General features: G+C 72.1%; 19 protein-coding genes. 6 read left to right on the top strand and 13 right to left on the bottom strand.

Annotated elements, in window-relative coordinates; genetic code table 11:
• The first annotated feature begins 56 nt into the window (after window positions 1-56).
• The gene (locus tag ABZU25_RS02480; protein WP_355027539.1) at window positions 57-989 is read left to right on the top strand and encodes a superoxide dismutase; all 933 of its coding nucleotides are present in this window, start codon (window positions 57-59) and stop codon (window positions 987-989) included.
• Between the two features lie 62 nt (window positions 990-1,051).
• On the opposite strand, the gene ABZU25_RS02475 is transcribed toward ABZU25_RS02480, so the two are convergent.
• The 9 genes from ABZU25_RS02475 to ABZU25_RS02435 form a co-directional block, all read right to left on the bottom strand.
• Window positions 1,052-1,561, bottom strand: a complete 510-nt coding sequence (locus ABZU25_RS02475) for a GNAT family N-acetyltransferase (RefSeq protein ID WP_355027538.1) — start codon at window positions 1,559-1,561, stop codon at window positions 1,052-1,054.
• A 140-nt stretch (window positions 1,562-1,701) separates the two neighbouring features.
• Window positions 1,702-2,598, bottom strand: coding sequence for a hypothetical protein (locus ABZU25_RS02470; protein ID WP_355027537.1), 897 nt, complete (start codon window positions 2,596-2,598; stop codon window positions 1,702-1,704).
• Window positions 2,567-3,220: a DUF3618 domain-containing protein gene (locus tag ABZU25_RS02465; RefSeq protein WP_355027536.1), complete on the bottom strand. Its 654-nt coding sequence runs from the start codon at window positions 3,218-3,220 to the stop codon at window positions 2,567-2,569. Before ABZU25_RS02465 ends, ABZU25_RS02470 begins: the two co-directional genes overlap by 32 nt.
• 22 nt (window positions 3,221-3,242) lie before the next feature.
• Complete coding sequence (locus ABZU25_RS02460) at window positions 3,243-3,638, bottom strand: phage holin family protein (RefSeq protein ID WP_355027535.1); 396 nt, start codon at window positions 3,636-3,638, stop codon at window positions 3,243-3,245.
• Complete coding sequence (locus ABZU25_RS02455; RefSeq protein WP_355027534.1) at window positions 3,635-4,270, bottom strand: hypothetical protein; 636 nt, start codon at window positions 4,268-4,270, stop codon at window positions 3,635-3,637. Before ABZU25_RS02455 ends, ABZU25_RS02460 begins: the two co-directional genes overlap by 4 nt.
• Before the next feature lie 180 nt (window positions 4,271-4,450).
• Window positions 4,451-4,855, bottom strand: coding sequence for a DUF3263 domain-containing protein (locus tag ABZU25_RS02450; protein WP_355027533.1), 405 nt, complete (start codon window positions 4,853-4,855; stop codon window positions 4,451-4,453).
• Window positions 4,856-4,966: 111 nt separating this feature from the next.
• Window positions 4,967-5,983, bottom strand: a complete 1,017-nt coding sequence (locus ABZU25_RS02445; protein ID WP_355027532.1) for an ABC transporter permease subunit — start codon at window positions 5,981-5,983, stop codon at window positions 4,967-4,969.
• Window positions 5,980-6,990, bottom strand: a complete 1,011-nt coding sequence (locus tag ABZU25_RS02440) for an ATP-binding cassette domain-containing protein (RefSeq protein ID WP_355027531.1) — start codon at window positions 6,988-6,990, stop codon at window positions 5,980-5,982. Before ABZU25_RS02440 ends, ABZU25_RS02445 begins: the two co-directional genes overlap by 4 nt.
• A gap of 121 nt (window positions 6,991-7,111) precedes the next feature.
• A complete protein-coding gene (locus tag ABZU25_RS02435; RefSeq protein ID WP_355027530.1) occupies window positions 7,112-7,897 on the bottom strand; it encodes a DeoR/GlpR family DNA-binding transcription regulator in 786 nt (261 codons plus the stop codon).
• A gap of 200 nt (window positions 7,898-8,097) precedes the next feature.
• Here ABZU25_RS02435 and ABZU25_RS02430 point away from each other — a divergent pair, with 200 nt between their 5' ends.
• The 3 genes from ABZU25_RS02430 to nagA are packed head-to-tail and all read left to right on the top strand — an operon-like array spanning window position 8,098 to window position 11,137.
• The gene (locus ABZU25_RS02430) at window positions 8,098-9,027 is read left to right on the top strand and encodes a sugar isomerase (RefSeq protein WP_355027529.1); all 930 of its coding nucleotides are present in this window, start codon (window positions 8,098-8,100) and stop codon (window positions 9,025-9,027) included.
• The gene (locus ABZU25_RS02425; protein ID WP_355027528.1) at window positions 9,024-10,031 is read left to right on the top strand and encodes an ROK family protein; all 1,008 of its coding nucleotides are present in this window, start codon (window positions 9,024-9,026) and stop codon (window positions 10,029-10,031) included. The genes ABZU25_RS02430 and ABZU25_RS02425 overlap by 4 nt, the downstream gene beginning before the upstream one ends.
• Window positions 10,028-11,137 carry an N-acetylglucosamine-6-phosphate deacetylase gene (gene nagA, locus ABZU25_RS02420; RefSeq protein WP_355027527.1) on the top strand — a complete coding sequence of 370 codons (1,110 nt, stop codon included), beginning with the start codon at window positions 10,028-10,030 and terminating at the stop codon, window positions 11,135-11,137. Before ABZU25_RS02425 ends, nagA begins: the two co-directional genes overlap by 4 nt.
• A gap of 229 nt (window positions 11,138-11,366) precedes the next feature.
• Here the strand turns inward: nagA and ABZU25_RS02415 are convergent, their stop codons facing one another.
• On the bottom strand, window positions 11,367-12,590 hold the full coding sequence (locus ABZU25_RS02415; RefSeq protein ID WP_355027526.1) for a DUF4032 domain-containing protein: 1,224 nt from the start codon (window positions 12,588-12,590) through the stop codon (window positions 11,367-11,369).
• Between the two features lie 119 nt (window positions 12,591-12,709).
• Here ABZU25_RS02415 and ABZU25_RS02410 point away from each other — a divergent pair, with 119 nt between their 5' ends.
• Entirely contained in the window at window positions 12,710-13,447 is a 738-nt protein-coding gene (locus tag ABZU25_RS02410) for a phosphatase PAP2 family protein (RefSeq protein ID WP_355027741.1), read from the top strand.
• An 11-nt stretch (window positions 13,448-13,458) separates the two neighbouring features.
• Window positions 13,459-14,697, top strand: coding sequence for an APC family permease (locus tag ABZU25_RS02405; RefSeq protein ID WP_355027525.1), 1,239 nt, complete (start codon window positions 13,459-13,461; stop codon window positions 14,695-14,697).
• A 27-nt stretch (window positions 14,698-14,724) separates the two neighbouring features.
• On the opposite strand, the gene ABZU25_RS02400 is transcribed toward ABZU25_RS02405, so the two are convergent.
• The 3 genes from ABZU25_RS02400 to ABZU25_RS02390 are packed head-to-tail and all read right to left on the bottom strand — an operon-like array spanning window position 14,725 to window position 19,436.
• Window positions 14,725-15,510 (bottom strand): ABC transporter permease, encoded by a 786-nt coding sequence (locus tag ABZU25_RS02400; protein WP_355027524.1) that lies wholly within the window; start codon window positions 15,508-15,510, stop codon window positions 14,725-14,727.
• Window positions 15,507-16,496 carry an ATP-binding cassette domain-containing protein gene (locus ABZU25_RS02395; protein ID WP_355027523.1) on the bottom strand — a complete coding sequence of 330 codons (990 nt, stop codon included), beginning with the start codon at window positions 16,494-16,496 and terminating at the stop codon, window positions 15,507-15,509. Before ABZU25_RS02395 ends, ABZU25_RS02400 begins: the two co-directional genes overlap by 4 nt.
• Window positions 16,497-16,526: 30 nt before the next feature.
• Window positions 16,527-19,436, bottom strand: a complete 2,910-nt coding sequence (locus tag ABZU25_RS02390) for a BTAD domain-containing putative transcriptional regulator (protein ID WP_355027522.1) — start codon at window positions 19,434-19,436, stop codon at window positions 16,527-16,529.
• Window positions 19,437-19,525: the final 89 nt, after the last annotated feature.

Genomic DNA, 19,525 nt, shown 5'->3' with positions numbered 1-19,525 from the left:
ATAAGGGCGTCACATTCCTCTGTGGAGTCCTCCACCTGGATGTCAGGCGGTGTTTCTTGCGCAAGCTGCTGTCCCTCTTCCTCGTCCCCCTGGTCGCTGCGGCGACCCTGGCCACTGTTGGTGCGCCGGCGACCGCTCGTCCGACGAAGCCGTTCCCGGCCCGAATCGCCCTGCCCGACGGTTTCACCCCGGAAGGGTTGACGATCGGTCGGGGCACCACGGTGTACGTCGGGTCCGTCCTGGACGGTGCGGTCTGGCGGGGTGACCTACGCACCGGGCGCGGCTCGGTGCTGATCCCGGGCACCCCCGGCGCCAGCAAGGCGGGCCTCAAGATCGACCCGCAGGGCCGGCTCTGGACCGCCGACTTCACCGGCGGCGGGGCCAGCGTGTACGACGCGAACACCGGCGCCAGGCTGGCCCACTACCAGTTCACCACCGACCCCGACAGCCTGGTCAACGACCTGGTGATCACCAAGCGGGCGGTCTACTTCACCGACTCCACCCGACCGGTGCTGTACGTGGTGCCGCTGGGCCCGGGTGGCCGCCTGCCGGCCCCGGCCGCCTTCCGGGTGCTGCCGCTCACCGGTCCGGGCGCGACGCCGGACGCGTTCAGCAACGGGATCGTGGCGCTTCCGGACGGCGATCTGCTGGTCGCGCAGATGCTGACCGGCCAACTCGTCCGCGTCGACCCGCGCACCGGAGGCAGCCGCCTCTTCGACCTCGGCGGCTACTCGGTGGACCGGGCCGACGGGCTGGTGCTGCGCGGTCGCACCCTGTACGTGATCCGGAACCTGACGAACGTCATCGCGGTGGTCCGGCTCAACGCCGGCCACACCGCCGGGGCGGTGCAGCGGGAGATCACCGGTCCGCTGCTACGTTCGCCGGCCACCGGTGACCTGCTCGGCTCGGCGCTGTACGTGGTGAACGGTCGGTTCGACGTGGAGTCGACGCCGACCACCGACTACGACATCGTCCGGGTGCCGGCCTGATCCAGCCGGTCGGCGGTGGCCCTGCGGTCGCCGCCGACCGGCCCGGGGCAGACCGGTACGCCTCAGAGCGCCGGCGGCGTCGAGTCCAGACAGATCTCGGCGCGCACCTTGCCGTCGTCCTCGAACAGTTTGGCGCCGCACTTGTGCAGCACGGCGACCGCGCCGATGTTGTCCGGGGTTGTCTCGGCGACCACCGCCCGCATGCCCGCCCGAGCGGCGGCGTTCAGCAACTCCCGCAGGGCGGCCGCGCCGATCCCCTGCCCGCGGGCCGAGCGACCGAGCCACATACCGGTCTCCACAGTGCCGGGCTCGTCACAGCGCGTCATCCGGACCATGCCCAGCACCTCGCCGCCGACGAGGATCGCGTACATCTGCGAGCGGGTCGGGCCGTCGAGCCCGCCGAAGCTGGCCCGATGGAACTCCCGGAACGCCTCTCGACGGGCGAGCGACCAGCCGGCGGGGGCCTCGACCGGAGGCATCACATCATCGGGCTCGGCCTCGGCAGCCGCTACGGAGAGCAACGGCTCCAGGTTCTGCTCGTCCACCGGCTCCAGCCGGACCGCACCCGCCACGTGCCGCAGTCTGCCGCTCTCATCGGCCGAAGTCCACCCCATTGGCCATCCACTGGCGGTCCGGACAACGGTACCGGCCGGTCGGGCGGGCGGGGTGTTCCGCATCACGCTCTGTTGTCACCCGACCGGGTGTAAGGGGCTCAAACCGTCGATCCGAACTCGCAGAACACCACCGACGCGTCGTCGGTGGGCTTGTGCCGGCGCAACCGGTCGGGGTGGTCGCGCTCGGCGGCCCGGACCCGGTCGAGCAACGCGCCCGGCCCGTCGGCGCTCAGCAGGTCCAGCAACCCGCCCCAGTCGGTGAGCTCGAACTGCTCGACCGCACTGGACGCGCCGTCACTGAGCAGTGCCGCCCGGCGTATCGCCGCCGGACCTCGCCGGGGCATCGTCCCGGTGACCGCGTGGAAGGCCGCGTCCGGGTCGGCGGCGGCGACCCAGTAGCCGTGGGTGCGGTTCATCCGCTCCCGCTGGACGCTCACGGCATGCCGGAACCGGGTGACCGGATCCGCCGCGCCGCCCGGCAGAACAGCCACCGTCTCCCGCAGCTCGGCCATCGCCGCGTCCAGCCGGTTGTCGGTGACCACGCTGACCTGACCGCCGTCGTCCAGGACCAGCGGGCTGTCGCAGAGGACCAGGTAGTCCACCTGGTCACCGCAGTCCCGGAGGAGGCAGACCGTGCTGGACGGGGTGCCCGGATGGTCGAGGTCGCACTGCCCGCCGTGGTCGGCACGCACCGCGAGGATGGCCGCCGCCAGGTTGCTGGTCAGCCGGGCCGCCGGACGGACCGCCTCGGCGACGCCGATCCGGGCGGCCAGGTGCCGGACGTACCACTCCGGCCCGTGCACGCAGCCGGTGTCGAAGCCCTCCGGCACGGTAGCGCCGTCCAGGACACCGACCAGCGGGCCGAACCGGAAGACCAGGTCCTCGTTGACCGGCCGACCCGGGGCCGGTGCGGACGCGGAGCGAACCCGCATCACCGGCACCGGCCCCGCCGCGCCGAGCGGATCAGCGCTGCCGAAGGTCGTCGGCGGCCGCATGCGCCTCTCCCTGCACCTGACCGGCAGCCGAGCGGCCCTGGTCCCGTACCGCGGACACGCCCTGCTGGGCGGTGGACCGCACCGACTGGGCCGCCTGCTGCGCGGGCTCGCGCAGGTTGTCCTGCATCTGGTGGCCGACCTGGCTCGCCTGGTCGCGGAGCTGATCGGAGTGCTCACTGACCATGGTCCGCGCCTGGCCGGCGAGGTGCCGCTCCCGCCCGCTCGGCGGGATCAGCGAGGCGGCCAGCAGACCGACGCCGAAGGCGACCAGGCCAGCCGCCATCGGATTGCCCTGAGCCTGCTCGCGGGACTGCTGCCCGAGCGAGCGCGCCTCGTCCCGCACCGAGCCCATTGCCTCCCGAGACTGCTGCCCGAGCGATCGGGTCTCGTCGCGTACCGAGCCGGCCATGTGCGACATCCGCTGGCTGGCCTCTTGCCCCATGTGACTCGAGCTGCCCATCACCTTCTCCTTCGCTCGGGTGAACGCGCCGCGGGCCTGCCCGACACTGTCACCGGCGATCCGACGCGGGTTGACCTTGTCGGTCAGCGCGTCGACGTCATTGCTCAACTCGGTGCGGGTGGTCTCGATCTCCCGCCGGATCCGATCCGGATCACTGGACATGATCTGTTCCCTCCCGACTCGTTCACCGACCCCGCAGGGCGTCCGGCAACTCCCGGGCAGTCTGCTTCGTCCGGGGCAGCACGGCACGTGCCCGCTTCAGCTGGGTCCGGGCGTTGATGAAGAGACCACCGGCCACGGCGGCCCAGACGACCGCGACGATCAACGCCGCCCAGCCCTGGTCCATCGTGTTGGACAGCCCCCACCAGACGGCGTACGACACGAAGAGCACCGCCAGGAACCCGGCGAGCCCGGCACCACCGAACATGCCGCCAGCCTTGCCGGCCTGGCTGACCTCCTCGCGGAGTTCGGCCTTGGCCAGCTCGACCTCCTTACGCATGAGGGTGGACATGTCCCGGGTCACGTCGCCCAGCAGCTCGCCGACCGAGGCCTGGGTCCGTTCCTTCTCCGGGGCGCTCACGGGGCCACCCCACCTGGCAGGTCGGCCGACGGCCGGTTGGCGGACGAGACGTTCTGTGCCCGTGCCGAACCCACGTACGGCTGATCAGGCTCCGCCGGCGTGCCCTGCGGCTGGGACGGCCCGCCGGACGCCCTCCCACCTCCACCGTTGCCGGACGCCGGCGCGGTCAGGCCACGGGTGAGCCGCCCGACCAGCAGTCCGGTCACCGCCGCGCCCGCGAGGAACGTCCCCGGGTGGCGCCGCGCGTACGTGCTCACCTCGTCGAGCACCTCACCGGGCTCGCGCTCGTCGAGCCATCCGGCGGCCTGCTGGGCGGCGTCGGCCGCCTTGCGTACCACCTGACCGGCCAGCCCGGAATCGCCGTCCCGCTCGGCCATCGAACTGAGGTTCTGACCCAGGTCGCGCAGCCCATCGGCGGCCCGTCGCTGCTGCGTCTGCGCCTGATCCCGAAGCTGCCCGGTGGCCTCGCCGGTCAACTGCCGGGCCTGGCGCCGCGCCTCTGCGGCCACCTGCCCACCCTGTTCGGCGGCGGCGTGGGCGACCTGACCGCCGGCGTGGGTGGCCTGCTGGCCGACCTGGGAGGCTTCCTGCCGGGCCTGTTGCGCTCTACCGCTCTGGTTCATTGCCGTCATCCCCCGCTCCCTTCCTGAGTCCGGGGTCGCCTGGCGGCCCCGGAACGCCTCCCGCCTACCCGCCTGGTCAGCCGACATGCGGTTCTGCCGTCCGGCCTGGGGCGCGACGACCGGCAGCGAAGGCAACAACGGGAGGAATCGGCGGAATCGGCCGCCGGGGCGCAAGAGGAGGTAGCGCGGTCAGCGGCGCCGGTTGCGGGCGCGCGACGAGCGCAAACGGCGAAGCCGGCCGATCAGCAGCGGCTCGGCGGCGAGCGCAGCCGGGTTGTCCAGCAATCCGTTGAGCAGTTGGTAATACCGGGTCGACGAAACGCCGAAGGTGTCCCGGACGGCCTGTTCCTTGGCGCCGGCGTGCCGCCACCACTGCTGCTCGAAGGCGAGGATGGCTCGTTCCCGTTCGGTCAGCCCGACTGTTGGCGCGCTGGGCGCAACGTCGGCCCCGTCGTCCGGCTCGGGGTCATCGGTGCTCTCGATGGGCGGCACCGGCCGCGGAGTCGGAACCGCCGGCGCAACAGCACCCGCGACGTCAGCCCGACGAGCGTCAGTGGACGGCTCGGGGGCGGCCGGGGTGGCGTCGGCGGACATGGCACTCAGCCTAGCCAGGGACGACCTGGGTCGCACCAGCCGGCGCGGCCGGCCCCGCGCCGCCGGGAGTCCCGACGGCCGGGCCGACCGCGCCGCGTCGTACCGGTCGGGTCAGGTGATGTCGCGGCGACGCATCACCCAGAGCGACGCTCCGAGGATCACCACCACCGCGACCGAGAGCAGCACCGAGGACTGCTGCCAGGTGATGTCCAGGGTCTTCGGTTCGCACGACCCGTCGTAGGTCGCATTGCAGGAGTTCCAGTCCTGCAGGGTGATCGTCTTGGTTATCCAGGCCAGCATGTACGTGGGCAGCAGGTACGCCTCGGCCCAACGCACGTTCGCCATCTGCAGCAGGATGCCCAGACCGAACTGGCCGACCACCATTACCGCCACCACGCCACCGAGGGCCATCGCGGTGTGCCGACCCAGCGACGCCAGGGCGAAGCCGATCGTGGTGAGGACCAACACCAGCACCACCCCCCGCACTCCGGTCAGCATGAACGACTGCCAGGCCCCGGAGGTCATCTTCTCGGTGCTGCCCCGGAACGAGGCGACCGCCCAGAACCCGGCGAACCAGAGCACCGCGGCGGGCAGCGCCACCGCCAGCATGCCGGTGAGCAGCGCGGCCAGCTTGGTGAGCAGTACGGTGAGTCGCTTCGGCCGCCAGAGCAGCAGGTTCATCATGCCGCCGGTGCTCCACTCGGCACCGATGAATGACGCACCGACGACGAACCCGACCAGCCCGAGGATCGCCGCGAACGGGACCAGTGTCTCGTCGAACGTCTCCCGGAAGTCGAACGTCGAGGGCAGGAACCAGTCAGCTTGAATCTGTTCCCGGGGCGGGGGCTGGATCTGCGAGCAGTCGTCGGGGTAGCGACGGTCGTCCGACGTGTTGGCCTTCTTGGCCTGCTCGCACGCGACGCGCTCCTGCTCGGTCCAGCGCACCTGCTGCTGGTACTCCTGGTCGGCCTGACGCTCGGCCTTGGCGTACTGGTCGGCGCCGATCTTCTGGTTGCTGAAGAACACTCCGATGAGCACTGCGGCCAGCACCAGCAGGCCGAGCAGCGTCATGTACCGGGTGAAGCGCCGCTTGGTGAGCCGGCGCAGCTCCGTACGAAAGAGGCTCACGCGCCCCACCCTCCCCCGGCGGTGCCGGGCTGACCCGCCCCACCGACCTTCATGGACTCGTCGACCTGCCGGTGCTGACCGGGGACCGGTGCGGTGGACGTCAGTTCGAGGAAGACGCTCTCCAGATCGACGGCGATCGGCGCCAACTCGCTGACATAGAGGTTGTGCTCGGCGAGCAGGCGCGTCACCGTGGCCGGCTTGTCGACTCCGGTCAACATCAGGTGGTCGCTGTGACCGGTGACTCCGATCCCGGCCGTGGTGAGCGCCTCGGTGGCCGCCGGCAGGTCGCTCACCGCTTCCAGCCGGACCCGGACCGCACCGGACGAGTGCTGCGCGAGCACCTCGTCGACCGGGCCGAACGCGACCCGCCGGCCCAGCGAGATGATGGTGACCGAGTCGCAGATCAGCTGGATCTCGCCGAGGATGTGGCTGGAGAGCAGCACTGTCATCCCGGATTCCGCGAGACCGCGCATCAGTGAACGCATCTCCCGGATGCCGCCCGGGTCGAGGCCGTTTGCCGGCTCGTCGAGGATGAGCAGCTTCGGGTTCTTCAGCAGGGCCGAGGCCACGGCGAGCCGTTGCTTCATGCCCAACGAGTACGTCTTGACCCGCTCGTCGGCCCGGTCGCGCAGCCCGACGAGTTCCAGCACCTCGCCGACCCGGACGGCCGGCACGTCGCCCGCCCCGGCCAGCAGGGACAGCGTGTCCCGTGCCGTGAAGTGCGGGAAGAACTGCGGGCTCTCCACGATCGCGCCGACCTGGCCGGCGACCGTTGGCAGCGCGTCGGGGACCTCGTGCCCGAGCAGCGCCATCCGGCCGCCGTCGGGTCGGATCAGGCCGAGCAGGGTACGCAGCGTGGTGGTCTTGCCGGACCCGTTGGGGCCCAGGAAGCCGTGCACCTGCCCTGCGTCGACCCGCATGTCGAAGCCGTCGAGCGCGTTGCGGGCACCGCGTCGACGACTCTTGTACGTCTTACGTAGACCTTCGATCTCCAGGACAGCTGGCAAGCTGCACCTCCCCCGATGGGTGGGCGTGACAGCCGACACCATACGCGGTATGCAGACGCGCGCAATACGCGGTATGCATCGACGCGCCGAATGGGCTATTTCATCGACGGAACGTGACCGCTCAGGCGCAGATGACCTGCACGCCGGCGGCGCGGAACGCGTCCACCAACTCCGGGGCGGCGCCGGAGTCGGTCACCAGCGTCTCGACCCGCTCGACCGGACAGATCCGGGCGAAGGCGTGACCCCCCAGCTTGGACGAGTCCGCAATGATCACCACGCGTTTGGCCCGGGCCACCATCAGGTTGTTCATCGCGGCCTCTCCCTCGTGGTGGGCGGCGGCACCGAGCTGCGGGTCGATGGCGTCCACGCCGAGCAGCGCGACGTCCAGGGTGACCTCGCGCAGCAGCGCCCCACCCAGCGGGCCGACAAGTTCGAACGACTTGGGGCGCACCACCCCGCCGGCCACCACGACCTTCATCCGCGACCGGACCAGCAGCTCGTTGGCGATGTTCAGCGCGTTGGTCACCACTGTGAGCTGGGCGCCCTCGGCACTGGTGTTCAGGTCCGGACGCACGGCGAGCGCCCTCGCCACCTCGGTGCTGGTGGTGCCGCCGTTCAGGCCGACCACGGTGCCCGGCGTGACGAGCGCGGCGGCGGCCGCGCCGATCCGCTGCTTCTCCGCCGAGTGCTTGGCCGTCTTGTAGCGCAGCGGCAGGTCGTACGACACGCCGTTCGCAACCGCGCCGCCCCGGGTCCTGGTGATCATCTGCTGCTGGGCGAGCTGGTCGAAGTCACGCCGGATGGTGGCCTGGGAGACGTCCAGCCGCTCGGCTGCCGCCTCGACGCTGACCCGGCCGTTGTCGGTAAGCATCTCGAGCAGGGCGTTCCATCTGGCGTACCGGTCCACCTCGGGGGCCCTCCCAGTGACTGCACGGACGGTGATTGATTGCGTGCACACTAGTGCGCAAAACTAGGCTGGCGCAAAAGGTTGATCTGCGCGATCGGTTGGTCAGTTGCCACGGCCACCGGCGTTCGCGCAGAATGACGCGCGAAATACGTGCCTAACGAGCCGTATTGCGCACCGGTGTTCCCTGCGAGGAGTTTCCCATGGCGTACGTGGACGCGGAGATCGCGAGCCAGCCCGACTGCTGGCGGGAGGCAGCCGTACTGGCCGGCGTCGTGCACGGTGACCTGCCCCGCCCGGGTGAGCGGGTCGCTGTCGTCGGTTGCGGCACGTCGTGGTTCATGGCGATGGCGTACGCGGGCCGCCGCGAGCAGGCCGGCCAGGGCGAGACCGACGCGTTCCAGGCGTCCGAGTTTCCCGCCGGCCGCCGCTACGACCGGTTGATCGCGATCACCCGCTCCGGCACCACCACCGAGGTGTTGGAGCTGCTCGCCGCGCTGCGGGGGCGGACCCCCACCACCGTCATCGTCGGCGACCCGGCGTCACCGGCGGTCGAGCTGGCCACCGCCGCTGTGACAATGCCCTTCGCCGACGAGCGGTCGGTGGTGCAGACCCGCTTCGCGACCACCGCGCTGGCCCTGCTCCGAGCCCACCTCGGCGACCCGGTGACAGCGCTCGCCGCCGACGCCGAAGTCGCTGTGCGATCCCCGCTGCCGATCGACCCGGCCACCATCGGGCAGGCCACCTTCCTCGGTCGAGGGTGGACGGTCGGCCTGGCCCAGGAGGCAGCGCTGAAGTGCCGTGAGGCGGCCACCTTCTGGGCCGAGGCGTACCCGGCGATGGACTACCGGCACGGTCCCATCTCGGTCGCCGCGCCCGGCAGACTGGTCTGGGCGTTCGGCGAGCTACCCGACGGACTACCCGAGGATGTGGCCGCCACCGGGGCCGCCTTCGTGCACAGCCGCACGCACGGTTGGCGCACGGTGCTGGGCAGTTGGTCCGCCGGCCGTACCCCGGTCGACCCGATGGCCGACCTGATCCTGGCGCAACGCTTCGCGGTCGCGCTGGCGACCAGCCGGGGCCTCGACCCGGACGCGCCCCGACACCTGTCCCGGTCGGTGGTGCTGGCGTGACAAGCGGCGACCCCGCGGCCACCGACGAGGTCGTCGTCGCGCTCGATGTGGGCGGCACCGGCATGAAGTGCGCCCTGGTCCGACCGGACGGCGTCGCGGTACGCACCGAGCGGTACCCCACCAACGCGGCGCGCGGCCCGGCGGCCGTGGTCGGCACGATCCTGGACGTGGCCGTTGGGCTGGCCGCGAAGGCCCGAGCCGAGGGGCTCACGCCGATCGCGGTCGGCATCGCCGTACCCGGGGTGGTGGACGAGGCGCGCGGCGTGGCGGTCTGGTCGGCGAACGTGGGCTTCCGGGACGTACCCCTGCGGGACCTGGCGGTGACGCGGCTCGGCCTGCCCACGGCGCTCGGCCACGACGTGCGCGTCGGTGGTCTCGCCGAAGCACGGCTCGGTGCCGGGCGCGGCGCCGGGCACGTGCTGTTCGTGGCGATCGGCACCGGCATCGCCGCCGCGCACGTGGTCGACGGCTCGGCGTCCGTGGGCGCGCATGGCGCCGCCGGGGAGATCGGCCACATCATGGTCCGGCCCGACGGCCCGCGCTGCGGCTGCGGTCGACCCGGCTGCCTGGAGACGATCGCCTCGGCCGCCGCCATCGGCCGCCGCTACGCTGAACTGGCCGGTGCTCCCGGGACGGCGGCCGATGTCGCCGAGCGGGCCGCGGCCGGGGAACCGCTCGCCAGCCAGGTCTGGCAGGAGGCGGTCGAGGCGCTCGCCGACGGCCTCGCCACCGGGCAGGCCTTGTTCGACGTGGCGACGATCGTGCTCGGCGGCGGCCTGGCCCAGGCCGGGGACCTGCTGCTGACCCCACTGCGGGCGGCGCTGCACGAGCGGATGACCTTCCACCGGGAGCCGCGGCTGGTCGCGGCAGCCCTCGGCGACGAGGCCGGCTGCCTCGGCGCCGCCCTGCTCGCCCTGGACGCGGTACGCGTCCGTGACCATGACGCCGTGCGCGTCCGTGACCATGACGCCGTGCGCGTCCGTGACCATCAGGAGAAGCGATGACCGTGCGGGTGGACGGCCGAGTGGTGACCCCGACCGGTGTCATCCGACAGGGCTGCGTCGAGTGGGACGGGGATCGGATCACAGCGGTCGCCGAATATCCGTCGGTCCGTGACGGCAACTGGATCCTGCCCGGCTTCGTCGACATGCACACCCACGGGGGTGGCGGGCACACCTTCACCACCGGGGACGCCGACGAGGCCCGCGCGGCGGCCGACTTCCACCTCGCACACGGCACGACCACCCTGTTGGCCAGCCTGGTCAGTGCGCCCTTCCCGCTGATGCGCGCGGCCACCGAGGCGTTTGCTCCGCTTGTCGACGAGGGCGTGCTGGCGGGCGTCCACTTCGAAGGCCCCTATCTCTCCGCTGCCCGTTGTGGCGCGCAGAACCCGGAGTACCTGCGCGACCCGTCGACCGACGAGCTGGCCGAGCTGATCGAGCTGGGCCGGGGCGCGATCCGGATGGTCACCCTCGCCCCGGAACGCGACGGCGCGTTGGAGGCGATCAAGCTGCTCACCGCACAGCGGGTGGTGGCTGCGGTCGGCCACACCGACGCGACGTACGAGCAGACCCGCGCCGCGGTCGCCGCCGGCGCGAGTGTCGGCACCCATCTGTTCAACGGCATGCGCCCGGTGCACCACCGCGAGCCGGGGCCGGTGGTGGCCCTGCTCGACGCGCCCACCGTCATCTGCGAACTGGTCGCCGACGGGGTGCACCTGCACGACGGCATGCTGACCTTCGCAGCCGCGACCGCGGGCCCGGACCGGGCGGCGCTGATCACCGACGCGATGGCCGCCGCCGGAATGCCAGATGGCGAGTACGAGCTGGGCGGCCAGGCCGTCACCGTGACCGACGGGGTGGCCCGACTCGCCCGCGGCGGTGCGATCGCCGGCAGCACGCTGACCATGGACGCCGCGCTGCGGCACGCGGTGAACGCCGGAATCCCAATCGCCGACGCGGCGCGGATGGTGGCCACCACCCCAGCGCGCGCCATCGGCCTGGGCAACCGGGTGGGCTCCCTGCAGGTGGGCCTCCGCGCCGACCTGGTGGTGCTGGACGAAGGCCTGAACGTGGTCCGGGTCCTTCGCGGCGGCACCTGGGTGGAGTGACGTCGGAACCTTCGGCGCGCGTGCTCGCGTCGGGGAGCTGAACCCCCGCCATCCGCTACCGGCAGTGCCTGTTGCGCAGCCTGTAGAGCTGCCCCAATCGTGGGGCAGGCAGCTCTACAGGCTGCCCCGGACGTGGGGCAGCTCTACAGGCTGCCGAGGACCACCTGCCGGCTCCGGTGCGCCCAAGGCGGGCGCAAGGCGGGCGCAGGGCCGTTCGGCGGGCGGAAGGTCAGCTGAGACTGGGCACGTCCACGCCGAGCACGGCCTGCTCGTCGGGGCGGTGCACCAGCACGTCGGCCAGGTAGGAGTGAACCGCGTGGCGCATCCCGACGTCCCGGCCGGCCTGCTCGGAGAGCAGCCACTTGTGCTCGATGATCTGCGCGAACAGCTCCTGCGGCTCCAGCTTGCGGCGCAGATGCGCGGGAACGGCCCGGACCACCGGCTCGAAGACCTCGGTGAGCCAGCGGTGCGCGGCCTGCTGCTCGTCGATCAGGTCACTCTCCGCCCGATAGGCGTCCAGGTCGTTGAGCAGCTTGCGCGCCTGGTTCTCCTCGGCGTCGAGACCGGTAAGCCGCAGCAGCCGCCGGCTGTGGTAGCCGGCGTCGACGACCTTCGGCCGGACCAGGTAACGCCCGTCGTCGATGGACGACATGGCCACCTCGGCCACGTCGAAGCCCAGCTCGTTGAGGCGGCGGATCCGGCCCTCGATGTCGTGCCGGGCCTCCCGCTCGACCGCCTGCTCGTAGGTGATCTCGTGCCAGAGCCGCTCGTAGCGCTGCACGACCTCCTCGCAGACGACCTCCGGGTCGATGGACTCGTGCAGCAGGCCAGCGGCCTGGAGGTCCAGCGCCTCGCCGAAGATGTTCACCCGGGCGATCTCCAGGTCCTCACCGCGCTGACCGTTGGAGAGCGAGTTGTGCAACGCGCCCGTCTCCGCGTCCACCAGATAGGCGGCGAACGCTCCGGCGTCACGGCGGAACAGCGTGTTCGACAGCGAGCAGTCACCCCAGAAGAAGCCGGTGAGGTGCATCCGCACGATAAGTGCGGCGAGCGCGTCGAGCAGCCGGCTCATCGTCTCCGGCCGCAGGGTGTGCGAGAACAACGCCCGGTACGGCAGGGAGAACTGCAGGTGCCGGGTGATCAGCACGGATTCGAGGGGTTCGGAGTCCTCGGTCTGCCGGTCGGCGACGACCGCCACCGCCTCGACCGACGGGAAGTCGATCCGCTCCAGGGCCCGGAGCAGGTCGTACTCCCGCTCGGCGATCCGCTCGCGGGTCTCCTTGAACGCGTAAACGTAGTCACCAAGCCGGACGAACCGGACGATGTGTCGGGAGATGCCCTGCGGCAGCGCCACCAGGTGTTGGGCAGGCCACTCCTCCAGCGGTGTCGACCAGGGCAGGTCGAGCAGCGCCGGGTCCACGAGGGCAGACGTGATCCGCACGGGCACAAGCATGACTGGTCGTCCCCGCATCCGCCTCTGATCGTGGTTGGTCCCACAGCGCCGACCGCCCCGGCCTCGCGCCGGGCCGGTAGCGTGGTCGCGTGCTCAAACCCACGGCGGTACGACGTGACCTGCGGCTACGGCCTGTCCGCCCGGCCGGCTGGTGGTTCGACGCGCTCCTGCTGATCGGTCTGGTCGGGATGACCGTGGCGCTCGCCGCCGAACACCTCTTCGGGCTGGACCGGGCCGTCGCCGACTGGTCCGACGGGCACCGGCCGACGGTCGCCTACTGGGTGGCCCGGGTGCTGAATCTGCTCGGCCAGGGCACCCCGCTGACCCTGATCGCCGCCGGGTTGGGCGTGCTGCTGGCCGTCCGGCTGCGGTCGGTGCGGCCGATCCTGCCGCCGGTGGTCGGGTTCGTGCTGACCTATCTGACAATCGGTCCGCTCAAGGTCTGGACCGCGCGCGCCGCGCCGAGCGCCAGCGTCAAGGAACCGTTCCTGACCCCCGAGCAGACCCTGCCGCTGTTCCACGACGACCTGCCGGTGCGATTCGCCCAGTCCTACCCGTCGGGGCACGTCGCCAACGCGATCGTCTGGTACGGCGTCATCGCACTGCTGCTCGCCCCCCTGGCCCGCAGCTTCGGCCGGCAACTACCGGCCCGGCTCGTCACCGTGATCCGCATCGTGCCGCCGCTGGTCGTCCTCACCACCACCACCTACCTGGGCTGGCACTGGCTGACCGACTCGGTGGCCGGGCTGCTGCTGGGCCTGCTCCTGGACCGGCTGCTGCACCGGGTGCCGTGGGACGACGTGCCGCTCCCCGGCCGGCTACGCGAATGGGACCGGCCGTTCACGTCGTACCCCTAAGGTTTCCATCCGTGGATCAACTGGCGCGGCGGCTCGGCGTACCCGATGCGGTTGTCATCGGGTTGGGCTCGATGCTCGGCGCGGGCGTCTTCGTGGTCTTCGGTCCGGCCGCGGCGGCGGCCGGCGGCGCCGGCCTGCTGCCCGCGCTGGTCCTTGCCGGCTTCATCGCCTTCTGCAACGCGACAAGCTCGGCGCGGCTGGCGGCCCGTTACCCGGAGTCCGGCGGCACCTACGTCTACGGCCGGGAGCGCCTCGGACCGTTCGCTGGTTTCCTGGCCGGCTGGGGCTTTGTGGTCGGCAAGACGGCGAGCTGCGCGGCGATGGCGTTGACCATCGGGGCTTACCTGTGGCCGGGCCAGGCCCGGCTGGTCGCCGTCGCGGCGGTGCTCGCGGTGACCGCGGTGAACCTGCGCGGCATCGGCAAGACGGCCACCGTGACCAGAGCACTTGTCGCGCTGGTGCTCGCGGTGCTGGTCCTGGTCGCGGTCGTCGGCCTGGTGGCCGGGCCGGTGCGCCTGGATCGGCTCGGCGAGCCCGGCGGCTCCGCCCGGGGCGTGCTCACCGCCGCCGGGCTGCTGTTCTTCGCGTTCGCCGGGTACGCCCGGATCGCCACGCTCGGCGAGGAGGTCCGCGACCCGCAGCGGACCATTCCCCGGGCGGTGCCGCTGGCGCTCGGGGTGGTGCTCGCGATCTACCTGGTGCTGGCCGTGATCGCACTCGGCGTGCTCGGCGCCGACCGGCTGGCCGGGTCCGCAGCGCCCCTGGTCGACGTGGTGACCGCCGCCGGGCTGCCCGGCCTGGCCTGGGTGGTCCGCGCCGGAGCCACCATCGCGGTCGTCGGAGTCCTGCTCTCCCTGGTCGCCGGGGTCGGCCGGACCACCCTGGCGATGGCTCGCCGCCGGGACCTGCCCGCCACGCTGGCCGTCGTGCACCCCGTACATCAGGTGCCGCACCGCGCCGAACTGGCCGTGGCCGCCGTGGTGGTCGTGGTGGTGCTGCTCGGCGACGTGCGCGACGCCATCGGGTTCTCCAGTTGCACAGTGCTCGTCTACTACGCGATCACCAACGCGGCGGCCCTGACGCTGGGCCGGGAACCGGTGCGGAAGCTGCCGGTGCAGGTGCTCGCCGGCCTGGGGCTGCTCGGCTGTCTGCTGCTCGCGATCAACCTGCCGACGGGCAGCGTCCTCGCCGGCTTCGGTGTGCTCGCCGCCGGCGCCGCCTGGTACGCGCTGCGCCCCGCCCGCCGGTGACCTGAGCAGGTCACCGGCGGCCAGGGGTCAGCGACTCAGCCGCCGGTATCGACGTACCGCCAGCGGAGCGAACGTCGCGATCAGCAGCACCGGCCACACCACCGCCAACAGCACGGCGTGCTCCGCCGGCCAGGAGTCGCCACCCAGACCGGGGTTGCCGAACAGTTGACGGATCGCGGCGACGGTGGCCGAGAGCGGGTTCCACTGCGAGATGGCGCCGATGACCGATGGCATCAGCTCGGGCGACACGAAGACGTTGGAGATCGCGGTGAACGGGAAAGCGGCCGGGAAGACGATCATGCCGACCGTGTCCGGGTTGCGGACCAGCAGCGCCAGGTAGATCCCGACCCAGGTGATCGCGATCCGGAGCAGCAGGAGGAGCCCGACGGCGAGCAACGCCTTGCCGACACCCTGTCGCCACTGCCAGCCGACGAGCAGGCCACAGACCAGCAGGGTGGACATCTCCAGCAGGGCACGGAGCAGGTCGGCGGCACCGCGGCCGGTCATCAGGGCGGAACGGGCCATCGGCATCGACCGGAACCGGTCGACGACACCTCGGCTCAGATCCAGCGCCACGCCGCTCGCGGTGGCGCCGAGGCCGTACAGCATCGTCATCACGAAGACCCCGGGCAGCAGGAACTCGCGGTAGTTGCCGCCACCGGACACCTGCATGCCGCTGCCGAACACGTATCCGAAGACCAGCACGAACATGATCGGCAGGGAGAAGTAGAGGATCAGCTCCTCCGGTGCGCGGATCACGTGGATCATGTTCCGCCGCGTCATCGTCCAGCCGTCAGCCACCGCCGCCGTCATGCCACGTCCGCCTTTCGTCCAACGCCGACCGGCTCGCGGGCCTCGTCGGGCCGGTGCCCGGTCAGGTGGAGGAACGCCTCGTCCAACGTCGCGCGCCGCAGGCCGATGTCCTCCACCGCGACCCCGGCGTCGTCCAACGCCCGCACCACGTCGACCAGCCCGGCGACCCGATCAACCACCGGCACGCTGAGTCGCCGCACCTCCGGATCGAGTTCGGGCTCCGCACCACAGATCGACGCGACGATGCGGGCCGCCTGGGTCAGGTCGGCCGCATCGCGCATCACCACCTCGATCCGGTCACCGCCGGTCATCGACTTCAGCTCGTTGGGGGTGCCCTCCGCCACCACCCGACCGGCGTCGATCACCGAGATCCGGTCGGCGAGCTGATCGGCCTCCTCCAGGTACTGCGTGGTGAGCAGCACCGTGGTCCCGTCCGCGACCAGGCCACGGACCAGGTCCCACACCTGGTTGCGGCTACGGGGGTCCAGGCCGGTGGTCGGCTCGTCGAGGAAGAGCACCCGCGGGGTACGGATCAGGCTGGCCGCGAGGTCCAGCCGGCGGCGCATCCCACCCGAATACTCACCGGCAGACCGACCCGCCGCCTCGTCGAGCCCGAACCGTTCCAGCAGTTCGTCGGCGCGTTGGCGGGCCGCCCGTCGACCCAGCCGGAACAGCCGGCCGAACAACTCCAGGTTCTGCCGGCCACTGAGGGTTTCGTCGACCGCAGCGTACTGCCCGGTCAGCGCGATCCGGGCCCGCACCTCGTCCGGCTGACGCCGCACGTCGAACCCGGCCACACTGGCCCTGCCCGCGTCGAAGCGCAGCAGCGTGGTGAGGATCCGAACGGCCGTCGTCTTTCCGGCGCCGTTCGGCCCCAGCAGCCCGTACACAGTGCCGGTCGGTACGGCCAGGTCGAACCTGTCGAGCGCGCGGGTGGGGCCGTACCGCTTGCCCAGGCCCTCCGCGACCACCTCGTATGTCGTCATGCCCCCACGGTGCGGGCACGCGCTGACGGGTCACGCACCGTCCGCTGACGGCGGCGCACCGGGCCGGCTCGCGGCCCCGGCCTTCTCCGCCTCGGTGATCTCGTCGAGCACGAGGATGATCTCCGAACGGGTGGCCTCGCCGACGTACCAGCCGGTGAGCCCGCCAACCAACGCCGCCTCGCAGAACCTTCTCGCCTCGGCCAGATCGCCGCGCAGCCGGGCCACCTGGGCGAGGCCGAGGCGGGCGCTGGCCACGAACTCGGGAGCGCCGCTGCGCTGCGCCAGGAGCAGCGCACCGGCGAAGTCGTCCCGTGCCGCGGTGAGGTCACCGGCCCGCAGCCGGATCTCGCCCCTGGTCCGCAGCATGTCGGCCTGGTCGACGGCCGACCCGAGCGCCTCGACAAGTCCCATGGCCTCATCCATGTGGGCGCCCGCCGTCTCAGGGTCGCCCTGCCAGGCAGCCAGTTCGCCGAGCGCACCGAGTGTGATCATGCAGCCCCACCGGTCGCCGGTGCTCCGGAAGCCGTCGAGCGCGGTGGCCAGCGCGGTCCTGGCCCGGTCCCACTGGCCACCCCACATCAGCGCCGAGCCGCTTCCCATCGCGCCGAGCGCGTTGATCCAGGTGTCCGGGCCAACCAGCCGCCGCAGCTCCCGCATCAGCTCGTCGACGTGCTCGGCGCCGCCGGACGGCGGCCCGGTCGAGATCCCCGACAGGTACAGCAGGAACGGTTGTCGAGGTGGCCGGTCGAGGCTGCGGATCACGGACCGCTGTGTGCCGAGCGACGGCAGGTGACCGGCACCGGCGAGCGAGGTGTTGTAGACGCAGAGCACGAACTCCTCGTTCAGCCCGGCCGGCGCTTCGGCCCCCAGCAGGTCGAGGACGTCGGCGGCCAACCGGGCCGCTTCCCCGCGCATGCCACGCAGCCACCAGTAGAACGACAGGGCCGCGACCAACCCGGCCGCGTCAGCCGCGTCACCGGCCGCTGTGGCACGGCGCAGGGCAGCGTGCAGGTTGTCCCGCTCGGCGTCGAGCCGCCGCAACCAGTGCAACTGTTCGGCCTGCCGCAGGTGGTCGCTGGCGGTCCAGGCGAACTCCAGGAAGTACGCGGTGTGCGCACGACGTAGCTGGTCGGCCTCGCCGGCTTCCGCGAGACGTTCGGCGCAGAAGGCGCGCACCGTTTCGAGCATCCGGTAACGGCCACCGCTCAACTCCACGAAGGACTTGTCGGCCAGCCCGCTGAGCGCGTCGACGAACTCGGCGCTGGGGAGGCCGGAGACCCGCCCGGCGGCCTCCAACGTCGCGCCGCCCGCGAAGACGGTCAGCCTGCGGGCGAGTCTCCGCTCGGCGTCGTCGAGCAGGTCCCAGCTCCATTCGACAACGGCCCGGAGCGTGCGGTGTCGGGGCGACGCGGCCCGGCTGCCCATGGACAGCAACCGGAACCGGTCGTCGAGACGGGCGGCCACCTCCGCGACGGGCAACGCCCGCAGCCGCGCGGCGGCCAGCTCGATCGCCAACGGCAGGCCGTCGAGGGTACGGCAGATCCGCAGCACCACGTCGACGTTGGCCGGCGTGACGGTGAAGTCGGGTGCGACGTCAGCGGCCCGTTGGACGAAGAGGCTGACCGCCGCGTAGTCGTCGGCCTCCTCCGTCGACGCGTCCGCTGGCGGCAGGGTGAGCCCGGACAACTGGCACAACGCCTCACCGGCCAGCCCGAGCGGCTCGCGACTCGTGGCGAGCACCCGCAGCGCCGGGCACGCGCCCAGCAGTCGTGCGGCGAGCCGGGCCGCGTCGGCGATGACGTGCTCGCAGTTGTCGAGCACGAGCAGCAGCCGTCGCTCGGCCAGTGCCTCGACCAGCCGGTCGGTGGACTGCCGGCCCGGCTCGGCCGGGGCTCGCAGGCCCGCGTCGCGCAGACCGAGCGCGCTCAGCACCGCCTGCGGTACGTCCGACCCGTCGGCCAGCCCGGCCAGCTCGACGAAGTGGACCTCGCCGTCGAGGCGTCCCGCCGCCTCGATGGCCAACCGGGTCTTGCCCGCTCCCCCGGGGCCGGTGAGGGTGACCAGCCTTCGCTCGCCGAGCAACGCTCGAACGCGCCTGAGTTCCTCCTCCCGCCCGACGAAGGTGGTGAGCTGGCTCGGCAGCGCCTGCTCGGTCGTCAGGCGCACGGCGAAGCTGTCCCCGCCGCGCAGCACGGCGGAACTCCCGTCGCCGCGCAGCACGGCCAGGTGGATCGCGGCCAGCGCCGCCGACGGGTCAACCCCGAGCTGCTCGGCCAGGCTGCGCCGAGCGTCCTCGAACTCGGCAAGCGCCTCGGCCGGCCTGCCCTGCGCGGACAGGGCGCGCATGAGTTGGCCTCGCGACCGCTCCCGCAGCGGATGCGCCACTACCAGTTGCCGCAACTCCGGGACCAGTTCCGCGTGCCCGCCCAGCGCCAGCTCCGCCTCGATCCGATCTTCGGTGGCGGCCAGCCGCAGCTCGTCCAGCCGCGCCGCCTGCGCGGGTACGCCGGCCACGTCGATGACGTCGGCCAGGGCGGGACCACGCCACAGCTCCAGCGCCTCGCGCAACACCGCCGCCGCCCGGGGCCAGTCACCACCGGCGAGCGCGCGACGCCCGGCCTCGGCGAGCCGCTCGAACCGGTACGCGTCGACGTCTGTGGGATCCACGGCGAGGCGGTAGCCGGCCGGGTGGAACTCGACAGGGGTGTGCTCGGCGGGCAGCGCCTGACGCAGGCGCGACACCAGGGACTGAAGCGCGTTGGCGGCCCCCCGCGGTGGGTGCTCGCCGTACAGACCATCGATCAGCCGCTCGGCGGACACCACCCGGCCCGCGTCGAGCAGCAGGAGCGCCAGCAGCGCGCGCAGCCGTGGACCGCCCACGGCGATCTCACGCCCGTCGGCCAGCAGCACCTGGGTCGGCCCCAGGACGCGGAAACGCATGGCACTGATTGTCACCCAGTGCCGGCCGGTTCCCGCTGACGCCCGCACACCGATGGCCCTTGACCTTCAACTCCGTCGCGGCCAGATAA

The organism is Micromonospora sp. NPDC005215 (assembly GCF_040607915.1).
In the GTDB taxonomy this organism is placed as follows: domain Bacteria; phylum Actinomycetota; class Actinomycetes; order Mycobacteriales; family Micromonosporaceae; genus Micromonospora.
This window is presented reverse-complemented; position numbering and strand designations above follow the sequence as displayed.